Below are 17,101 nucleotides of genomic sequence, written 5' to 3' on the forward strand. Positions count from 1 at the left end.
GGCAGGATGCCCGGCCTCCGGCGAGGGCGCGGGTCGCCCCGCCCCCCATTCCGAACCGAGGATCCCCGAGCCATGCCCTACGTGATCGGCACCGACGTCCCGGACGAGCCTGCCGGGCTCCGCTTCCGCCGCCTGCTCGACCGGCCGGAGATCCTGCAGATGCCGGGGGCGCATTTCGGCCTCGCCGCGCTGCTCGCGAAGCGCGCCGGCTTCGAGGCGATCTACCTCTCCGGCGCGGCGATGACGGCGACCATGGGCCTGCCCGACCTCGGCATGATCACCGTGGACGAGGTCTGCTTCTGGATCCGCCAGGCGAACCGCGCCGCGGCGCTGCCGATGCTGGTGGACGGCGACACCGGCTACGGCGAGGCGCTGAACGTGATGCACATGGTGCGCAGCTTCGAGGAGGCGGGCGCCGGGGCCGTGCACCTCGAGGACCAGCTCCTGCCCAAGAAGTGCGGCCACCTGAACGACAAGAAGCTCGCCGACCCGCACGACATGGCGGCCAAGCTCGCCGCGGCGCGGAAGGCGCGCAAGCACCTCTACATCATCGCCCGCACCGACGCCGCGGCGAGCGAGGGCATGGACGGGGCGGTGGGCCGCGCCAAGCTCTACCTCGAGGCCGGCGCCGACGCCATCTTCCCCGAGGCGCTGACCAGCGCCGACATGTTCCGCGAATTCGCCCGCCGCCTGCCCGGGGTGCCGCTGCTCGCCAACATGACCGAGTTCGGCCGCACGCCCTTCTTCACGGCGAAGGAGTTCCAGGAGATGGGCTACGCCATGGTGATCTGGCCCGTCTCCCACCTGCGCGTGGCGGCGAAGGCGATCGAGGAGCTCTACGCCTCGATCCGCGCCGAGGGCGGCACCCATCGGATGGTGGAGCGGATGCAGACGCGGGCCGAGCTCTACGCCGCCATCGGCTACCACGACTACGAGGCGCTGGACGCGACGCTGGTGCGGACGGTGCTGCCGCAGGCGCCGTCCCCGAGGGGATAGGGACGGATCGCGGAGGGCCGGCCCCGGCCCTCGCCGCCTGCCCTATCGCCGCAGCGTGCGCCAGGCGATGCCCGCCAGCATGGCGAGGCCCGCCGCGGCCATCAGCGGGATCGCCCGCCCCGGCCCCAGCGCGTCGGCCAGCGCGCCGATCGCCAGCACGCCCGCCGGCCCCATGCCGATGCAGGTGGTGACCAGCCCGAGCACGCGCGAGCGCGCCTCGGGCGGCGCGCAGGTGACCGGCAGCGCCGTCTGCAGCGCCGAGAACAGCGCCGTGCCGACCCCGCCCAGCATCAGCACCGCCACGGCGAGCCACAGCGCGGGCATCAGCGGCAGCAGCAGCAGGCAGAGCAGGAACAGCACGCAGCCGCCGATCATCAGCGCCGCGCTCAGCGGCACGCCACGCCCGGCGGCGAGCACGAGGCCGGTGAGCAGCGCCCCGGCCGGCTCGGCCGCGGTCAGTACGCCGATCTGGAGGGGGGAAGCGGCGTAGGCGGCGCTGCCGAAGGCCGGCATCACCGCGTTCACGCAGAAGCCGAACACGTTCATGGCGACGGTCACGCCGATCACCGCCCGCAGCACCGGGAAGCGCCGCACCACGCGCACCCCGTCCGCCACGTCGGCCAGCAGCCGGCGCGGCCGCAGCCGCCGCCGGGCCTGCGGCAGCCGGACGCCGGCGAGCAGCGCCAGCGCCGCCAGGTGGCAGATCCCCGCGAGCGCGAAGGCGGCGGCGAGGCCGAGCGTCTGGTAGAGCAGCCCGCCGAGCAGCGGCCCGAGCATGCGCGTGGTGTTCGCGGTCATGCTGTCGAGCGCCACCGCCTGCACCACGTCGCGCTCCCCCGCCGCCTCGCTCGCCATGCGGCGGCGGGAGGCCATCTCCCCGGTCCAGACCAGCCCGCCGAGCAGGGCGGCGGCGCCGAGATGCCAGACCTCGAGCCGCCCCGCCACGGCCAGCGCGGCGACGGCGAAGGCCCCGGCGGCGGTCGCGGCCTGCCCCGCCATCAGCAGGCGGCGGCGGTCCAGCACCTCGGCGACGGCGCCGGCGACGGCGCCCGCGAGCAGCATCGGCAGCGCCCGCATCACCGCCACCAGCGAGACGGCGAGCGCGGAGCCCGTCGCCTCGAAGGTGAAGACGGCGGCCACCAGCGTCTCCACCCAGCGCATGGCGTTGGCGAGCCCGCCCACGGCCCAGAGGCGCAGGAAATCCGGGTTGGCCAGCAGCCGGCGCAGCGGGTGGCCGGCGGGGCGGGGCGCGTCGTCTCTCGGCATGGCGGGACCGCGCAGCCTTCCACGCCGGCGCGGCGCTGGCGAGGGGGGGTGCAAGGCGCGGCGCGGCGGTGCAGGATCGGAGGAACGGCGAGACGGGAGGACGCCCATGCCCTACGCCCCATCGGATGGCGCGCGGCTCTGGTACGAGGAGGCCGGCAGCGGCCACCCGATCCTGTTCATCCACGAATTCGGCGCCGACCACAGGGAGTGGGAGGACCAGCTCCGCTTCTTCTCCCGCGAATACCGCTGCATCGCCTATGCCGCGCGCGGCTACCCGCCCTCGGACGTGCCGGCGGACCCGAAGCTGTACGGCCAGGACTTCGCGGTGGCGGATGCGGTGGCGGTGCTGCGCCACCTGAACATCCCGCGCGCGCACGTCGTCGGCCTCTCCATGGGCGCCTTCGCGGCGCTGCTGCTCGGGATCCGCCATCCCGGCATGGCGACGGCGCTGGTGCTGGCCGGCATCGGCTCCGGCTCGCCGAAGCACGAGCAGGAGGCGTTCCGCGCCGCCAGCAGGGAGCGGGGCGAGCGGCTGATCCAGGAGGGCTGGGCCGGCGCCATGGCGGAGGAGACCGGCACCTCGCCGACGCGCATCCAGCTCCGCAAGAAGGACCCGCGCGGCTGGGCGGCCTACATGGAGCGGCTGGCGCAGCATTCCGGCCTCGGCACCGGGCTGACCATGCAGCGCTACCAGGGCGGGCGGGACTCGATCTTCGACTGGGAGGCGGAGCTGCGCCGCATGGCGGTGCCGACGCTGATCGCGCTCGGCGACGAGGACTGGCCCTGCGTCGAGACCAGCATCTTCCTCAAGCGGGTGCTGCCCAACGCCGGGCTGTGGGTGCACCCGCGCACCGGGCACGCCATCAACCTGGAGGAGCCGATGGCCTTCAACCGCGCGGTGGCGGATTTCCTCTCCACCGTCGAGCGCGGCCGGTGGAGCCTGGACGCCACTCCGGCCTAGAGCCGTTTCCACTCGGCCATGAACGCGGAAACGGCTCCAGGCCATCGTTTGCAGGGCAGAGTCACGCTCCCGGCCGGTCCCGGCCGTCCGCGATCTGCTCTAGGGCATTTTTCGTCCGCTGCTCCAGCCTTCCGATAGCCAGCCTCTTCACCCCTGCGGGTGAGGCCGCCTGAACGGGGTCCGCTCTAGCGCCGGAAGCGGAGATCGAGGCCGCGGGCGCGCCAGCCGGCCTCGATGGCGTCGAGGTCGTGCCTGCCGGAGGGATTGGCCTTGCTCGGCGCGTCCCCGAGCCCCGGCTCCCGCTCCCGCCGCCAGATGCCGAGCAGGCGGCGCAGCTCCGCGAGCGGCTCCGGGTGGTCGTCCACGCGGAGGTTGATGTCGGGGAAGTCCTCGGTGGTGGTGAGCAGCAGCGCTGCGCTCTGCCGCCCGCGCCTGTCCCCGCCCGCCGCCTGTCCGGCGTCGAGCGCGGCGAGCAGGCGCTCCGGCAGGGGCAGGTCCCGGCCGGCCTGGAAGCGGGCGACGGTCTCCTCCAGCACCGCCGGACCGGCGAGCATGTTGCCGGCGACGGAGAAGCCGGGCAGCGCCCGGTCGCCGCACCACTCCACGCAGTTCCGCCCGGTGAAGGCGGCGCTGCGCCCGTGCCGGTCCACCGCGTGCACCTGGCGGATCCCGCGCCCCTCGTCGCCGGCCAGCGCCCCCTCGATCGCCGCGGCGGGGGGAAGGCCGCGCGCCAGGGCGTCGAGGATGGCGGGGCCGAGATAGCGGTTGGTGAAGGACTGGGTGGAGACGGCGCCCACCCCCGCCCGCAGGAACGGGCAGCTCGCCCCCACGGCGAAGGCGCAGGTGGTAACGGCCACGGCGAAGGCGCCGGTGGCCGGATCATGGGCGACGATGGACCAGGTCATCGGGACTCCCCTGCCTCGATCGCCGCATCCTACGGCCATTCGGCCGGGAGGGGAGGCGGGTCCGGTGCGGAGGGGGAAGGAGCTCGGCCGGCCCTTGCCGTCGAGTCGTGTGTTCCCTATCTGTTCTTTCCACGCGGCGCGCGGCCGCCCCGGCCCCTCCGGTGCGCGTCCCCCCAGAACAGGACCGTCCGATGAACGAGATCGTGCGCACCCCGGAGACTGGCGAGCCCCAGATGAGCGGCATCGTCAACCTCCGGGCCTATTGCGACCACAACAGCAAGATGCGGGAGAGCACCGACATCTCCCGCATCGCCCCGGCGCTCGTGCGGGCCCAGGCGGCGATGGAGAACCCGGCCCGCAACCGCTCGGTGCAGGTGCGGACCCAGGCCGGCTCCTACAATTTCCGCTACGCGACGCTCGACCGCATCACCGACATGACCCGCCGCGTGCTGGCGGAGAACGGGCTCTGCATCCTGCAGCCCATCGTCAGCACCGAGCGCGGCCCCGCCCTGGTCACCCGCCTGCTGCACGAAAGCGGGCAGTGGATGGAGTGCGAGGTGGCGCTGCCGCCGCTCGGCCAGAACCCGCAGGCCTTCGGCTCCGTCGTCACCTACATCCGCCGCTATGCCATCAGCGCCATGCTGAACATCGCCCCGGACGAGGACGACGACGCCAACCGCGCCGCCGGCAACCACTACGCCGACCTCGCGCCGCGGCGCGAGCGCGGCCGCCCCGCGGCGGAGGCGGAGGCCGGCCGCGCCGACGAGGGGCCGGCCGAGATCGGCGAGGTGGTGGGCGAGGCGGTGGCCCGCGTGCTGCTGAACCGCGCCCGCCTGGCCGAGGGGGTGGAGGAGGGCCACGCCCTGCTCGAGGACTGGATCCGCCGCATGAGCGTGCTCGAGCAGCTCCGCGGCACCAGGGCCTGGGAGGCGCTGGAGCGCGAGCTCGGCGCCGGGCTGAAGCGCTCCCTCGGCACCGAGCCGGCGGCGGCCTTCGTCGCCGCGCTGCGCGCCACCGAGCCGCAGCATGTCGAGGCGCTGCAGCAGCACTGGGAGGGCAGGTGGGCCGAGACCCTCGCCGCCATGCAGCAGGAGGCCCCGGCCACCTTCGCCCTGCTGCGTCGCCACGTGGCGAGCCAGATCGCCCGCGTCCGCGCCGCGGCGGCCGCCAACCGCACCCCCCAGGCCGAGCGCCGCGCCGGCGGGGAGGAGGCGCGCCCCCGCGGCGGCGAGCGCGCGGCGGAGGCGCCCGCGGGCCTGGTGCTGCGCAGCGCCGAGGGCGAGGTCCTCTCCGAGCCGATCGGCGATCCGGTGGCCTTCGCCCATGCCTATGCGAAGGCGTGGAACGCGGTGCCGCCCGAGGCGCGCAGCCTGCTCGCGCGGCGGAACGTCCGCGCGCTCGGCCAGGCGGCGCGGCACGCCGCGGCGCGGCAGGTGCTCGACCGGCTCGGCGCCGAGGAGGCGCCGCAGCCGGCGGCGGGCTGATCCCGGCGGGGCGGTTGCGCGGCCGGTCGGGCGGCGGCACTGTCCGCCCCCGGCCCCCCGGCCGCCTGCCCCGCGCGCGGAGGAGGGCGGCCGGCGGGCGCGACAAGAACGGACCGGGAGACGCCCCCATGACCCAGCCCTCCACCCCCCGCCTCGGCCGGCGCGATGCCGCGCTGCTGGCGCTCGCCGCCGCGCTCGGCCTGCCGCGCGGCGCCGCCGCCCAGGGCGCCTGGCCGGAGCGCCCGGTGCGCCTGATCGTGCCCTTCGGCGCCGGCGGCGCGATCGACACGCTCTCCCGCACCGTCGCCCAGGCCTTCCCCGCCCATGCCAACGGCCAGAACCTGATCGTCGAGAACCGCAGCGGCGCCGGCGGCACCATCGCCGGCAACGTCACCGCCCAGGCGCGGCCGGACGGCTACACCCTGATGATGGGCGATCTCGGCGCCAACGCCATCGGCAGGGAGCTGCAGCCCAGCCTGCCCTACGACCCGATGACGGCCTTCACCCCGATCTGCCACCTGGTGACGCTGCCGCTGGTGCTGGTCGTCCCGGCCTCGGTTCCCGCGAACGACGCCCCAAGCTTCTTCGAATACGCCCGGCGGCAGGGAGACATCCCCTACGCCCATCCCGGCGTCGGCTACATCGGCCATCTGGCGCAGGAGCTGATGCTGCGCGAGGCCGGGCTGCGCATGACGCCGGTGCCCTACCGCAGCGGCGCCGAGGTGCTGCGCAGCCTGCTCGCCAACGAGACGCAGAGCGCCATCATCACCGTCTCCACCTCCCTGCCGCAGATCCGCGAGGGGAAGCTGAAGGCGCTCGCCATCGCCTCGAAGGACCCGGTGGAGCAGTTGCCGGGGGTGCGGCCGCTGGCGGAGACCCTGCCCGGCTTCGACGCCTCGGTCTGGCACGGCATCCTCGGCCCGGCCGGGATGGCGCCCAACCTCGTCACCGCCATCAACCGCGTCTTCAACGCCACGATCCAGGTGCCGGAGGTGCGCCGCTCGGTGGAGCAGACCCAGGCCGGGCGCGTGGTCGGCGGCACGCCGGAGGAGTTCGCCGCGCGCATCCGCGCCGATTACGAGCGCTGGACACCGGTGATCCGCGCCGCCGGCATCCGCACGGAGTAGCGCCGATGCGCGAGATGCCGGGCGCCGCCGCGCCGGTTCCCGCCCGCCCGGCGGCGACCGTGCTCGTGCTGCGCGACGGGCCGGAGGGGCTGGAGGTGTTCATGGTGGTGCGCCACCACCAGATCGACTTCGCCTCCGGCGCCCTGGTCTTCCCCGGCGGGCGGGTGGAGGAGGGGGACCACGCCATCGCCGCCGCCCTGCCGGGCGAAGACCCGCTGAACCCGTTCCGCGTCGCCGCGATCCGCGAGGCCTTCGAGGAATGCGGCCTGCTGCTGGCGCGGCACGAGGACGGCACGCCGCTGCCCCATGACCGCGCCGAGGCCATCACCGCCGCGCACCAGGCGGCGGTGAACGCCGGCGCCCTCTCCTTCGCGGCGCTGCTGCGGGCGGAGCGGCTGGTGCCGGACCTCGCGGCGCTTGCGCATTTCGCGCACTGGATCACGCCGTCCGACCTGCCGAAGCGCTTCGACACCCACTTCTTCCTCGCCCCTGCCCCGCCCGGCCATGCCGGGACGCATGACGGGCAGGAGGCGGTGGAAAGCCTGTGGATCCGCCCCCCGCTGGCGGTGGCCGAGGCGGAGGCCGGGCGGCGCACCCTGGTCTTCGCCACCCGCCTCAACCTGGAGCGGCTGGCACGCTTCGCCGATGCCGCTGCCGCCTTCGCCGCCGCCGCGGCCACGCCCGTGGTGACGGTGCAGCCGGAGGTCGAGAAGGCCGCGGACGGCGCCCTGCGCATGCGCATCCCGGTGGAGGCGGGCTATGGCGGCCCGCTCTTCCCGCTCGGCCGCCGCGCCATGTAGCGCGCCGCCCGCCCTCAGCGCGGCTGGGCGTCGATCGGCCCCGTGACCACCGGTACCACCGGCACGCCCTCGATCGCCGCGGGCAGGTGCGGCAGCACCGAGGCGTCGCGGACGCCGAGCCGGATCGCCGGCTCCCCCGCCGGCCCCTGGCCGACCGACACCATGGTGACGCCGGGGATCGCCATCAGCGCCGCCTCGTGCCGCTGGCGCACCGCCTCGGCGCGGCCGGCGGGCGCCGGCTCGGCCGGGTGGTAGGGGATCGGGCCGGTGTCCGGGGCGGGGCCGGAGCCGGGCGGTCCGTCGAATTGCTGCGTCATGCTCGCCCTCTCTCCTCTCTCCCTCGCGCGGGGGGAGAGTATCGCAGGCGGGGCGGCGGCGGCCACGCGCCGCCGCCTCGGCCGGCCCGGCGCCTGAAGCGTGCGGGCATCCTCACCCGTTCAGGCGGGTCCGCCCGCCTCAGGTGTAGAGGCGGATCCTGAGTGCGCTCAGCACCCGCCCGATCTTGTTGGCGAAGGTCATCCCGCCGCCGCCGGCAAAGAGCAGCCCGACCGGTTCGCGCTGCGTGCTCCAGCGCCAGATGAGCGAGCCGGAATCGCCGCCCGCCGAGAAATTGCCCGAGCCGGTCGAGCGGATCCCGATCTGGTCGCGGAACAGCGCCACCCGGCCGCCGCCGAAATTCACGTTGATCGAGGCGGCGATGTCGGTGACGCGGCCCTGGGTGAGCTGCGTGGTCCGCCCGCTCTTGCCCACGATCATGCCGAGCGCCGGCGCCAGCGGCGTCGCCCCCACCCGGAAGTAGCGCACCGTGCCGCCGGAGAGATACATCAGCTCCCGCCGCACGCGGTCTGGCCAGGCCCAGCCGGTGGCGCAGTCCACGTAATTCGCCGCGCCGCCGAAGCTGATCGGCACCCAGCTGTGCAGGATCGCCACCTGGTCCGCCGGGCACCGGCCGCCGTCGAACGGCCCGGGCTGGCAGATGCAGTCGCCGTACTTGCCGGCGTTGGAGTTGGCGAGGACGTGGTTGTTGCTCAGGATCAGCAGCCGGCTGCTGGTCGGCGGCGACAGGCCGGTGGCGAGGCAGCCGAGCGTCCCGGCCGTGATCGCATGGTGCCCGACCGAGATCCCGCCGGGCGCGGGCCGCAGCCGCATCCGGTGCGGCTGGGCGTCTATGACGCCGCACGGGATCTGCTGCACCGGCACCTCGGAGAGGGCGCGCGTGCCCGCGGACCGCGCCACCCTCGCCTGCAGCCGCTCGGCCGCCATCGGCTCGACGGTGTAGAGGGTGAGCGCCGCCTTGCCGAGTTCGAGGTTGGTGGCGAGGCCGCTCGCCAGCGCCTCCGCGTCCGGGAAGCCGATGCCGACGCCGACGATGCCCTCCGCCTCCGCGGCCTGCGCCGGCACCTCCTCGCCGGTGGCGGCGAGGAGGGTCTTCTCGATCTCGTCGCGCAGCGCCAGCAGGTCCCCGTCCACGCCGGACAGGGCCTCGCGCAGCGCCGCGTCGTCGGCCTCCGCCTGGGCGGAGGCGGCATCGGCGTCGGGCGCCTCGAAACGCTCTCCCTGCGCCGGGGGCTCCGCCCCGGGCCGTTCCGCGCCGCCACCGCCGCCAGGAGTCTCGAAGCGTCCTGACCTGTCGTCATTCGTGCCGCTCGGCATGACGGGATCTCCCTCGCGCATCCGCCACCGGGCGGACGGAGGGGAAGCATCGGTCCCGCGGCACGGCGCCCTCTGTGCGCGGCCACACAGGAGGCGAGGGAGATGGCGGCGCCTCGACCGAAGGCTCTCCCTCTCGCAGGATGCGCGCATCCGATCCGCAGGGAGATGCCGCCATGGCCCGCACCCTCGTCCTCGCCGCCGCCCAGCTCGGGCCGATCCAGAAGGCGGAGGGCCGCGACGTCGCCGTCGGGCGCATGGTGCGGCTGATGGAGAAGGCGCACCGGCGCGGCGCCGAGGTGGTGGTCTTCCCGGAACTGGCGCTGACCACCTTCTTCCCGCGCTGGTACGAGGAGGAGCCGGAGCGCGCCGATCGCTGGTTCGAGACCGCGCTGCCCTCGGCGGCGACGGCCCCGCTGTTCGAGGCGGCGCGCCGCTACGGCATCGGCTTCCATCTCGGCTACGCCGAACTCGCCCATGAGCCGGACGCCGCCGGCCGGATGCGGAAGCGCCGCTTCAACACGGCGGTCTATGTCCACCCCTCGGGCGAGATCGTGCTCAAGTACCGCAAGGTCCACCTGCCCGGCCATGCCGAGTACGACCCGCGGCGCGGGGTCCAGCACCTGGAGAAGCGCTACTTCGAGGTCGGCGATCTCGGCTTCCCGGTGGTCCGCGCGCCGCTCGGCGGCACCGAGGCCAATATCGGCCTGATGATCTGCAACGACCGGCGCTGGCCGGAGGCCTGGCGCGTGCTCGGGCTGCAGCAGGTGGAGCTGGTCATGCTCGGCTACAACACGCCCAGCCTGAACATGGAGAACCGGGGCTTCGAGGCGCACCACCTGCGCGTCTTCCACTCCCACCTCTCGGTGCAGGCGGGCTGCTACCAGAACGCCTGCTTCGCCGCCGCCGTGGCCAAGGCCGGCACGGAGGACGGGCACGAGCTGTTCGGCCACTCCATCATCGTCAACCCACAGGGCGAGATCATGGCCCAGGCCACCTCCTGGGAGGACGAGCTGATCGTGGCGGAGTGCGACCTCTCGATGTGCGACCTCGGCCGGCGCACCATCTTCGACTTCGCCCGCCACCGCCGCCCCGAGGCCTATGGCCGCATCACCGCCCAGGTCGGCAGCGAGGCCCCGCCCGCCTGGCGGCCGCGCCCGGCCGGGTGAGGCGGGCCGATCCGGGCGCGCCCCGGGAGCGGCCCCGTTCCGGCGGCCTCGCCGGAACGGGCGAAGAGGCTCGCACGATCGGCGAACCGGAGCATGCGCCGCGAGCCAGGGCGAAGGGAACATGCTGCAGAGCGGATCGCGGACGGCTGGGAACGGCCGGGAGCGTGACTCTGCCCTGCAAACGATGGCCTGGAGCCGTTTTCGCGTTCATGGCCGCGTGGAAACGGCTCTAGGCCTCCCGCGCGCCCTGCCCGGACAGGGCGGCGAGCAGCGCCTGCGCCCCCGCCGCCCGGCAGGGCTCGATCACGGGAAGGCCGGCCGCGTCCTCGGCGGCGTGGACATGCCCGGCGAGCCCGGCGCAGCCCAGCACCACCGCCTCCGCCCCCCGCCCGGCCAGGGTGCGCGCCGCCTGTCGCAGACGTTCCCGCGGCGCGTGCGGATCGGTCAGCGTCTCCATCGGCAGGTTCAGCGCCTCGTAGCCGGCCAGCCGCGCCTCCACCCCCATCGCCTGCAGCACCCGGAGCTGGCGGGGGCGGGAGGTGTCGAGGAAGCCGACGATGCCGAAGCGCTCGGCGCGCGCCAGGGCGGCGGCCACGGCGCAGCGCAGCATCCCGAGCACCGGCCGCGCGGTGGCCGTGCGCGCCGCCTCCAGCCCCGGATCGGACGCGCAGGCGATCACGTAGGCCAGGGCCTGCTCCCTCTCCACGAGGCGGCAGAGCGGCTCCGCGACGCCATGCCAGTCCCGCCAGGTGGCGATGGCGGGCGGCCCCTGCTCGAGCCGCATCACCTCCATCCGCGGCAGCCCCGGCGCGGCGAAGGGCGCCAGCGCGGCGGCGATGCCCGCGGTGCAGGAGGCCGAGCTGTTGGGGTTGATGACGAGGATGCGGTCGCCCATCTGTGAAGCCTCGCGCGGCGCGCCGCGTTGGGCAAGCGGCGGACGCCGCCGGCCGGACGCGCCGTTCCGCTTGATCGCAGGGGCGGCGCGGGGCCATATTGCGCCGCACAATACCAGTCCCCGCAGGCCACCAAGCGTCCGGGCGGCCGTTGCACAGGAACACTCCAGGAGGACTGCCGGATGCGCTGGGAAGCCCATCCCGTTACCCCCGCCGCGGCCTTCGGGTCGCCGCCGCTCGGCACCGCGGTGCTGCGCGGGCTCAGGAACCGCTGCCCGGCCTGTGGCGAGGGGCAGGTGTTCCAGGGCTACCTCAGGGTGGTGCCGCGCTGCGCGTCCTGCGCCGCCCCGCTCGGGGCGCTGCGGGCGGACGACGCGCCCCCCTACTTCACCATCTTCATCGTCGGCAAGCTGCTGCTGCCCCTGGCCCTTCTGGTGGAGAAGGCCTGGATGCCGCCAATGTGGCTGCACATGGCGCTGTGGCTGCCGCTCTTCGCCATCCTCTGCACCCTGGCGCTGCGCCCGATCAAGGGCGCGGTGGTGGGCTGGATGGCCAGCCTCGGCCTCACCGGGGAGGAGCATGGCCCGGCCCTGCCCGTCGCCGCCCCGTTGCCCGGGGCGGATCGCGGGCGGCCGGGCGCGTGACCCCGCCCGATGAGCAGGGGATCGGAACCATGCGGCGGGCGCCGCTGAGCGGGGGCGGCGCCGGCCTGGCCGATGCCCCGTCGTCGGCGGAGACGGCACGGGCGACGCGCCGCCTGGAGCGGATCGAGCTGCCGGATGCGACGCCGCTGCCCTCCGCCTATGCCGAGGCGGACCGGCGGCAGGCGGTGGCCGACCTGCTGCAGGACAACAGCTTCGACCCGAGCGGCATCCCCGGCGGCCCCTTCGTCCTGCGCCTGATGGTGCGGGAGGGGCGGCTGATCCTCGACATCCGGGACGGCGAGGACCGCCCGCTGCGCGCGGTGATCCTCGCCCTCGGCCCGTTCCGGCGGCTGATCAAGGATTACCACCTGATCGTGGAGAGCCACGAGCGGGCGGTGGTCGAGGGCGGGCACGAGGCGCGGATCCAGGCCATAGACATGGGCCGGCGCGGCCTGCACAACGAGGGCGCGGCGCTGTTGCAGGAGCGGCTGCGCGGCCGCGTCTCGGTGGATTTCGAGACCGCCCGCCGCCTCTTCACCCTGGTCTGCGCCCTGCATCAGCGCATCTGAGCGGGCGCCCGGCTCAGCCGCCGTTCCAGCCCTCGGCCCAGGGCGCCTGGCCTTGCGCCCACATCTCCTCGAGCTGCTTCTTGTCGCGCAGCGTGTCCATGGAGAACCAGAAATCGTCATGCCGCCAGGCCATCAGCTCGCCATCCGCGGCGAGGCGCTCGAGCGGCTCCTTCTCGAAGACGGTGTGATCGCCCTCGATGTAGTCGAGCACGCGGGGCGACAGCACGAAGAACCCGCCATTGATGCGGTTCTCCCCGGCCGGCGGCTTCTCGCGGAAGGCCCGCACCCGGTCGCCCTGCAGGTCGAGGGAGCCGAAGCGGGAGGGCGGGTGCACCGCGATCACCGTGGCGAGGCGGCCGTGCGAGAGGTGGAAGGCGATCACCTTCTGGATGTCGAGCCTCGCCACGCCGTCGCCATAGGTCATGCAGAAGGGCTCGTCGCCCAGGTAGTCCCGCAGCCGCCGCAGCCGGCCTCCGGTCATGGTGGTGAGGCCGGTGTCCACCAGCGTCACCTTCCAGGATTCGGCGCGGCGGTCATGCGTGAGCATCTCGTTGCGGCTGTAGTCGAAGGTGACGTCGCTGGTGTGCAGCCGGTAGTTGGCGAAGAACTCCTTGATCATGTAGCCCTTGTAGCCGAGCGGAATCACGAATTCCGAGATCCCGTTCGCCAGGTAGATCTTCATGATGTGCCACAGGATCGGGCGCCCCCCGATCTCGACCATCGGCTTGGGGCGCGCCTCCGTCTCCTCCATCAGCCGCGTGCCGTACCCGCCGGCAAGGATCACCGCCCGGCGCACCTTTCCAACCGCCATGGATTGTCCTCAAGAACCTGATAGGTGGCGTCACCGGCGCGCCGGCGTCCGGAACGATGCTTAGCCCAGTCCGGGCGCGTGGGCTGTCTCGAAAACTTCGTCTCGCGTTAGTTTGAGAGGCGCAGCTTGCGTCTTTGCCTCAGCCTGCTGGGGCCCGCCCCGGAGCTCCAATGACCTGTCGCACGGCGCTGCTGTTTCAGACCCATTTCTTCGACCGCGGCGCGGCGCGCGTCTTCGCGCGCCTCCGCCGCGGCCTGCCGGCGCATTACGAGCCCTGGGTGCTGATCCATCTCCCCCCCGGCGCGCCGGTGCCGCCCCTGCTCCAGCGGGTGCCGCACCACGTGGCGCGCACGCCGGAGCTTCGCTTCCCCCCTTATGTCACGAAATGCGGCGGCGCCGACTGGAACCTGTGGAATGGCGGCCACACCGACCTGGTGCCGCTGCACTTCCTCCGCGCCCATCCCGAGTACGACCGCGCCTGGCTGGTCGAGTACGATGTGCGCTTCAGCGGCCCCTGGTACCGCTTCTTCGGTGCCTTCGAGGACCATCCGGCCGATTTCATCGTTCCCGTGCTGCGCCGCCGCACCGACCAGCCGGACTGGATGTGGTGGCACACCCTGCGCCCGCCCGTGCCGCTGGCGGAGGAGGAGATGCTCTGCGCCTTCATGCCGGTCTGGCGGGTCAGCCGCGCCGGCTGGCAGGCGGTGGACGCGGCCTGGCGCGCCGGCTGGGCCGGCCATTCGGAAACCGTCTGGCCCACCGCCATCGCGCGGGCCGGGCTGACCCTGCTCGACCCCGGTGGGGACGGCCCCTTCACCCCGCCCGCGCTGCGCGGGCGCTTCTACAGCAGCACCATGCAGGACATCGGCCTCGCCCCGGGCACGCTGATGTGGAAGCCGCCGCTCCTGCGCGCCGGCAGCCGGCCGGACATGCTCTGGCACCCGGTCAAGCCCTTCTGGCCCAGGGTCGAGCTGCGCCAGGCCGTGCGGGACCTTCGCATGGACCTCGGCGCGGCGCGGCGGCGGCTGTTCGCCCGGCTGCTGAGCCGCGGCGTCGGGGAAGCGGGCCGCGCCGCCCCATGAGCGGCGGCGCCACGGCGCCGCTGCCCTGCCACCCCGGGCTTCGGGAGATGGAGCGGCTGAAGCGGCGGCTCGACCGCGTGCCGGCCCTGCTCGGCGGAGCCCGGCGGGTGCGCCTGTGCGGCCTGCCGCCGCCGGAGGATGCCGAGGGCGCGCTCCGCCTCGAGGGGGTGGCGGCGCTGCTCGCCGCGCACGGCCTCGCGGTGGAGGAGCGCCCCCCCCGGACCGGCAGGGCGGAGCCCGCCCTCTGGCTCGGCGGCGAGGTGGGAGAGCTGCCGCGCCTCGCGCGGGGCGCGCCGGTGCTGCTCTGGCCCCCTGCCGATGCCCCGCCGGCCCATGTCGCGGCGGCCCTGGGCGCGCGGCCGGGCGCGCGCCTCCTGCTCGCCCATCCCGAGGCCGCGCCGCCCGGGCAGGAGGCGATGGCGATGCCTGACCCGGCCCATGCCCTCTGGGGCCTGCTCGACCACCATCCGCAGGGCGCCGGGGTGCTGGCGGTCGGGGGCGATCACCCATGGGCGGCGCTGCTGCCGCCCGGGCGGGTGGCGCTGGCGCGGCGGATTGCCCGGCTGCACCGCGGGCTCCGCCTGCCGCTCGGCCGCCCGGCCGCGCTCGCCCGCCGGCGCCTGCTGGAAGCGGCCCGGCGCGTCGTGGCGGCGCATGCGGAGGTCGAGACGGACCGCCCCGGCGCCAGCCTGTTCGCCGCCCTGCTCGGCCGCCCGGCGCGGCTGCGGGGCGCCGCCGCCGCCTACTGGCGCGCCTGGGGGGCGGCATGAGCCCGCCGCTCGCCGGCCTCGCCTGCCTGGTGCTGGCGCATGACAACGCGGCACAGCTCCGCCTGCTGCTGGAGAGCCTCGGTGCAGCGGGGGCGCGCTGCCTCGTCCATCTCGACCCGCGCGCCGCCGGGCTGCGCCGCGAGCTCGCCGCCGCGCCGCCGGCGGGCACGGCGCTGCTGGCGGAGGAACGCTGCCGCCGCATCGCCTGGGGCGGCTTCGCCATGGTCGAGGCGACGCTCGCCCTGATGCGCGAGGCGCTGGCCGATCCGGGGACGCGCCATCTCTGCCTGCTCTCCGGCACCCACCTGCCGGTGCAGCCGCCGGAGCGCATCGCCGCCTTCCTGTTCGACGGCAGGGAGCACATGGATCTGCGCCTGGCCGCGGCGGAGCCGCCGGAGCGCGAGAGCCTGCACCGCTTCTGGCATCCCGCCCTGCCGGGGCGGGAGGCGGAGCGGCCGCTGCTGCGGGCGCTGAACCGCAACGCTTGGCGGCTCGGCCGGCGCGACCTGGCGCGCGGGCTGCGCGGGATGACACCGATGGTCGGCAGCCAGTGGTGGCACATGACCGCCGGCTGCGCCCGCGACCTGCTCGCCTTCCTCGACGCCAACCCCTGGTACGCCGCCTTCTTCCGCCGCGTGCGCATCCCCGACGAGGCGTTCTTCCAGACCTTGCTCGGCGCCACGGCGTATGCGGAGCGGGTGGGCGAGCCCCCCTCCTGGCAGCGCATCGACGCCTACAGCCCCCGCCTCATCGGCACGGCGGAACTCGCCGCGGCGCGCGCCAGCGGCCGGCCCTTCGCGCGCAAATTCGACCTGGCGCGGGAGCCGGCGGCGGTGCGGGAGGCGCTGCGCCTCGCCGCCCCGCGCCGCCCGGCCGCGCCCTCCGCCCTGCCGGACGGGCTGGCGCCGCTCGGCCCCGAGCCGCGGCCGGAGCCCGGCGAGATCCTCGCGCTCCTGGTCACGCGCGACGAGGCGCTGCGCCTGCCCGCGGCGCTGCGCCACCTGCGCCGCCTCGGCGTGGACCGCGCGCTGGTGGTGGACAACCGCTCGGGCGACGCCACGCGCGAGATCGCGGCGCGGCACCCCTGGGTGCACCTGTTCGACGCGCCGGGCAGCTATGCCGCCTCGAATTTCGGCGTGGACTGGACCAACGCGCTGCTCGACCGCTACGCGCGCGGCCACTGGGTGCTGGTGGTGGATGCGGACGAGCTGCTGGTCTTCCCCGGCAGCGACGAGGCGGGGCTGCGGCCGCTCTGCGAGCATCTCGACGCGCTGGGTTCGGAGGCGCTGCGCACTCTCCTGCTCGACTGCTTCCCGGCCGAGCCGCTGCGCGCGGTGCGCTTCGCCCCGGGCGACGATCTGCTCGCGGCCGCGCCCTGGTTCGAGCCGCCGGCGCTGCGCCGCGAGCCGGCGCCGCATTTCCCCTGGGAGCAGGAATATGGCGGGCTGCGCGAGCGCCTGTTCTTCCCCGAGGCCGATCCGCGCCGGCCGGGGCGCCTGATCCACCAGAAGCTGTTCAACCTCGGCTGGCGCCTGCCGCCGCTGCGCCGGGCCGCCTGGTTCCGGGCGCTGGCGCCGCGCCGCTCGCCGAACCTGACCAAGGTGCCGCTGGTGCGGTGGCGGGAGGGGGCGCGGCTGATCTCCTCCACCCACATGCTGGCGCCGATGGCGATGGCGGCGGACCAGCCGAGCGGGGTGCTGCTGCACTTCAAGTACCTGCAGGATTTCCACGCCCGCGCCGAGGACGCGGTGGCGCGCGGCGCGCATTTCGACGGCTCGCGCGAATACCGCCGCTACCTGGAGGCGCTGCGCGCCGACCCGGATTTCCGCCTGCACTCGGAGCGCAGCCTGCGCTTCGCCGGCCCGGACCAGCTCGTGGCGCTCGGCCTGATGCGCGACAGCGAGGGCTGGCGGGCGGCGCGCGGCGCGCACCGCGCCAGGCACGCGGAGGCACGCGCCGGCGTCTGACGCGGCC

At 74.9% G+C, this 17,101-nt stretch carries 17 protein-coding genes; 11 read left to right on the top strand and 6 right to left on the bottom strand.

Annotated features, from left to right (window positions below; all coding sequences use genetic code 11):
* Positions 1–72 precede the first annotated feature (72 nt).
* Positions 73–996, top strand: a complete 924-nt coding sequence (gene prpB / locus ET526_RS02810) for a methylisocitrate lyase (protein ID WP_135466144.1) — start codon at positions 73–75, stop codon at positions 994–996.
* 42 nt (positions 997–1,038) lie between these two features.
* Here the strand turns inward: prpB and ET526_RS02815 are convergent, their stop codons facing one another.
* Positions 1,039–2,262 carry an MFS transporter gene (locus ET526_RS02815; protein WP_158295467.1) on the bottom strand — a complete coding sequence of 408 codons (1,224 nt, stop codon included), beginning with the start codon at positions 2,260–2,262 and terminating at the stop codon, positions 1,039–1,041.
* Between the two features lie 106 nt (positions 2,263–2,368).
* Between ET526_RS02815 and ET526_RS02820 the strand changes: the two genes are divergently transcribed.
* Entirely contained in the window at positions 2,369–3,223 is an 855-nt protein-coding gene (locus tag ET526_RS02820) for an alpha/beta fold hydrolase (RefSeq protein ID WP_135466146.1), read from the top strand.
* Between the two features lie 185 nt (positions 3,224–3,408).
* Here ET526_RS02820 and ET526_RS02825 read toward each other — a convergent pair whose 3' ends face one another.
* Positions 3,409–4,128, bottom strand: a complete 720-nt coding sequence (locus ET526_RS02825) for a DUF1028 domain-containing protein (protein ID WP_135466147.1) — start codon at positions 4,126–4,128, stop codon at positions 3,409–3,411.
* A gap of 191 nt (positions 4,129–4,319) precedes the next feature.
* Here ET526_RS02825 and ET526_RS02830 point away from each other — a divergent pair, with 191 nt between their 5' ends.
* The 3 genes from ET526_RS02830 (at position 4,320) to ET526_RS02840 (ending at position 7,539) form a co-directional block, all read left to right on the top strand.
* On the top strand, positions 4,320–5,612 hold the full coding sequence (locus tag ET526_RS02830) for an ERF family protein (RefSeq protein WP_135466148.1): 1,293 nt from the start codon (positions 4,320–4,322) through the stop codon (positions 5,610–5,612).
* Between the two features lie 128 nt (positions 5,613–5,740).
* Positions 5,741–6,739, top strand: a complete 999-nt coding sequence (locus ET526_RS02835; protein WP_135466149.1) for a Bug family tripartite tricarboxylate transporter substrate binding protein — start codon at positions 5,741–5,743, stop codon at positions 6,737–6,739.
* A 5-nt stretch (positions 6,740–6,744) separates the two neighbouring features.
* Positions 6,745–7,539 carry an NUDIX hydrolase gene (locus ET526_RS02840; protein WP_204623456.1) on the top strand — a complete coding sequence of 265 codons (795 nt, stop codon included), beginning with the start codon at positions 6,745–6,747 and terminating at the stop codon, positions 7,537–7,539.
* Positions 7,540–7,553: 14 nt separating this feature from the next.
* Here ET526_RS02840 and ET526_RS02845 read toward each other — a convergent pair whose 3' ends face one another.
* Both ET526_RS02845 and ET526_RS02850 read right to left on the bottom strand, forming a co-directional pair.
* A complete protein-coding gene (locus ET526_RS02845; RefSeq protein ID WP_135466150.1) occupies positions 7,554–7,856 on the bottom strand; it encodes a hypothetical protein in 303 nt (100 codons plus the stop codon).
* A gap of 139 nt (positions 7,857–7,995) precedes the next feature.
* The gene (locus ET526_RS02850) at positions 7,996–9,192 is read right to left on the bottom strand and encodes a chymotrypsin family serine protease (RefSeq protein ID WP_135466151.1); all 1,197 of its coding nucleotides are present in this window, start codon (positions 9,190–9,192) and stop codon (positions 7,996–7,998) included.
* Between the two features lie 173 nt (positions 9,193–9,365).
* Here ET526_RS02850 and ET526_RS02855 point away from each other — a divergent pair, with 173 nt between their 5' ends.
* The gene (locus ET526_RS02855) at positions 9,366–10,358 is read left to right on the top strand and encodes an N-carbamoyl-D-amino-acid hydrolase (RefSeq protein WP_135466152.1); all 993 of its coding nucleotides are present in this window, start codon (positions 9,366–9,368) and stop codon (positions 10,356–10,358) included.
* Positions 10,359–10,587: 229 nt separating this feature from the next.
* On the opposite strand, the gene ET526_RS02860 is transcribed toward ET526_RS02855, so the two are convergent.
* Positions 10,588–11,253 carry an aspartate/glutamate racemase family protein gene (locus ET526_RS02860; RefSeq protein ID WP_135466153.1) on the bottom strand — a complete coding sequence of 222 codons (666 nt, stop codon included), beginning with the start codon at positions 11,251–11,253 and terminating at the stop codon, positions 10,588–10,590.
* Between the two features lie 180 nt (positions 11,254–11,433).
* Here ET526_RS02860 and ET526_RS02865 point away from each other — a divergent pair, with 180 nt between their 5' ends.
* Positions 11,434–11,895: a DUF983 domain-containing protein gene (locus ET526_RS02865; protein ID WP_135466154.1), complete on the top strand. Its 462-nt coding sequence runs from the start codon at positions 11,434–11,436 to the stop codon at positions 11,893–11,895.
* 29 nt (positions 11,896–11,924) lie between these two features.
* Complete coding sequence (locus ET526_RS02870; RefSeq protein ID WP_135466155.1) at positions 11,925–12,464, top strand: UPF0262 family protein; 540 nt, start codon at positions 11,925–11,927, stop codon at positions 12,462–12,464.
* 13 nt (positions 12,465–12,477) lie between these two features.
* Here the strand turns inward: ET526_RS02870 and rfbF are convergent, their stop codons facing one another.
* Entirely contained in the window at positions 12,478–13,275 is a 798-nt protein-coding gene (gene rfbF, locus ET526_RS02875) for a glucose-1-phosphate cytidylyltransferase (protein WP_135466156.1), read from the bottom strand.
* 170 nt (positions 13,276–13,445) lie between these two features.
* On the opposite strand from rfbF, the gene ET526_RS02880 reads away from it, so the two are divergent.
* From ET526_RS02880 to ET526_RS02885, 3 genes are read left to right on the top strand one after another with little or no spacing between them, the layout of a single operon-like run.
* On the top strand, positions 13,446–14,357 hold the full coding sequence (locus ET526_RS02880) for a hypothetical protein (RefSeq protein ID WP_135466157.1): 912 nt from the start codon (positions 13,446–13,448) through the stop codon (positions 14,355–14,357).
* Positions 14,354–15,127, top strand: coding sequence for a hypothetical protein (locus ET526_RS21200; RefSeq protein ID WP_158295468.1), 774 nt, complete (start codon positions 14,354–14,356; stop codon positions 15,125–15,127). The genes ET526_RS02880 and ET526_RS21200 overlap by 4 nt, the downstream gene beginning before the upstream one ends.
* The gene (locus tag ET526_RS02885; protein ID WP_158295469.1) at positions 15,124–17,094 is read left to right on the top strand and encodes a glycosyltransferase family 2 protein; all 1,971 of its coding nucleotides are present in this window, start codon (positions 15,124–15,126) and stop codon (positions 17,092–17,094) included. The genes ET526_RS21200 and ET526_RS02885 overlap by 4 nt, the downstream gene beginning before the upstream one ends.
* Positions 17,095–17,101: the final 7 nt, after the last annotated feature.

This window comes from Crenalkalicoccus roseus (assembly GCF_004761865.1).
Lineage (GTDB): Bacteria > Pseudomonadota > Alphaproteobacteria > Acetobacterales > Acetobacteraceae > Crenalkalicoccus > Crenalkalicoccus roseus.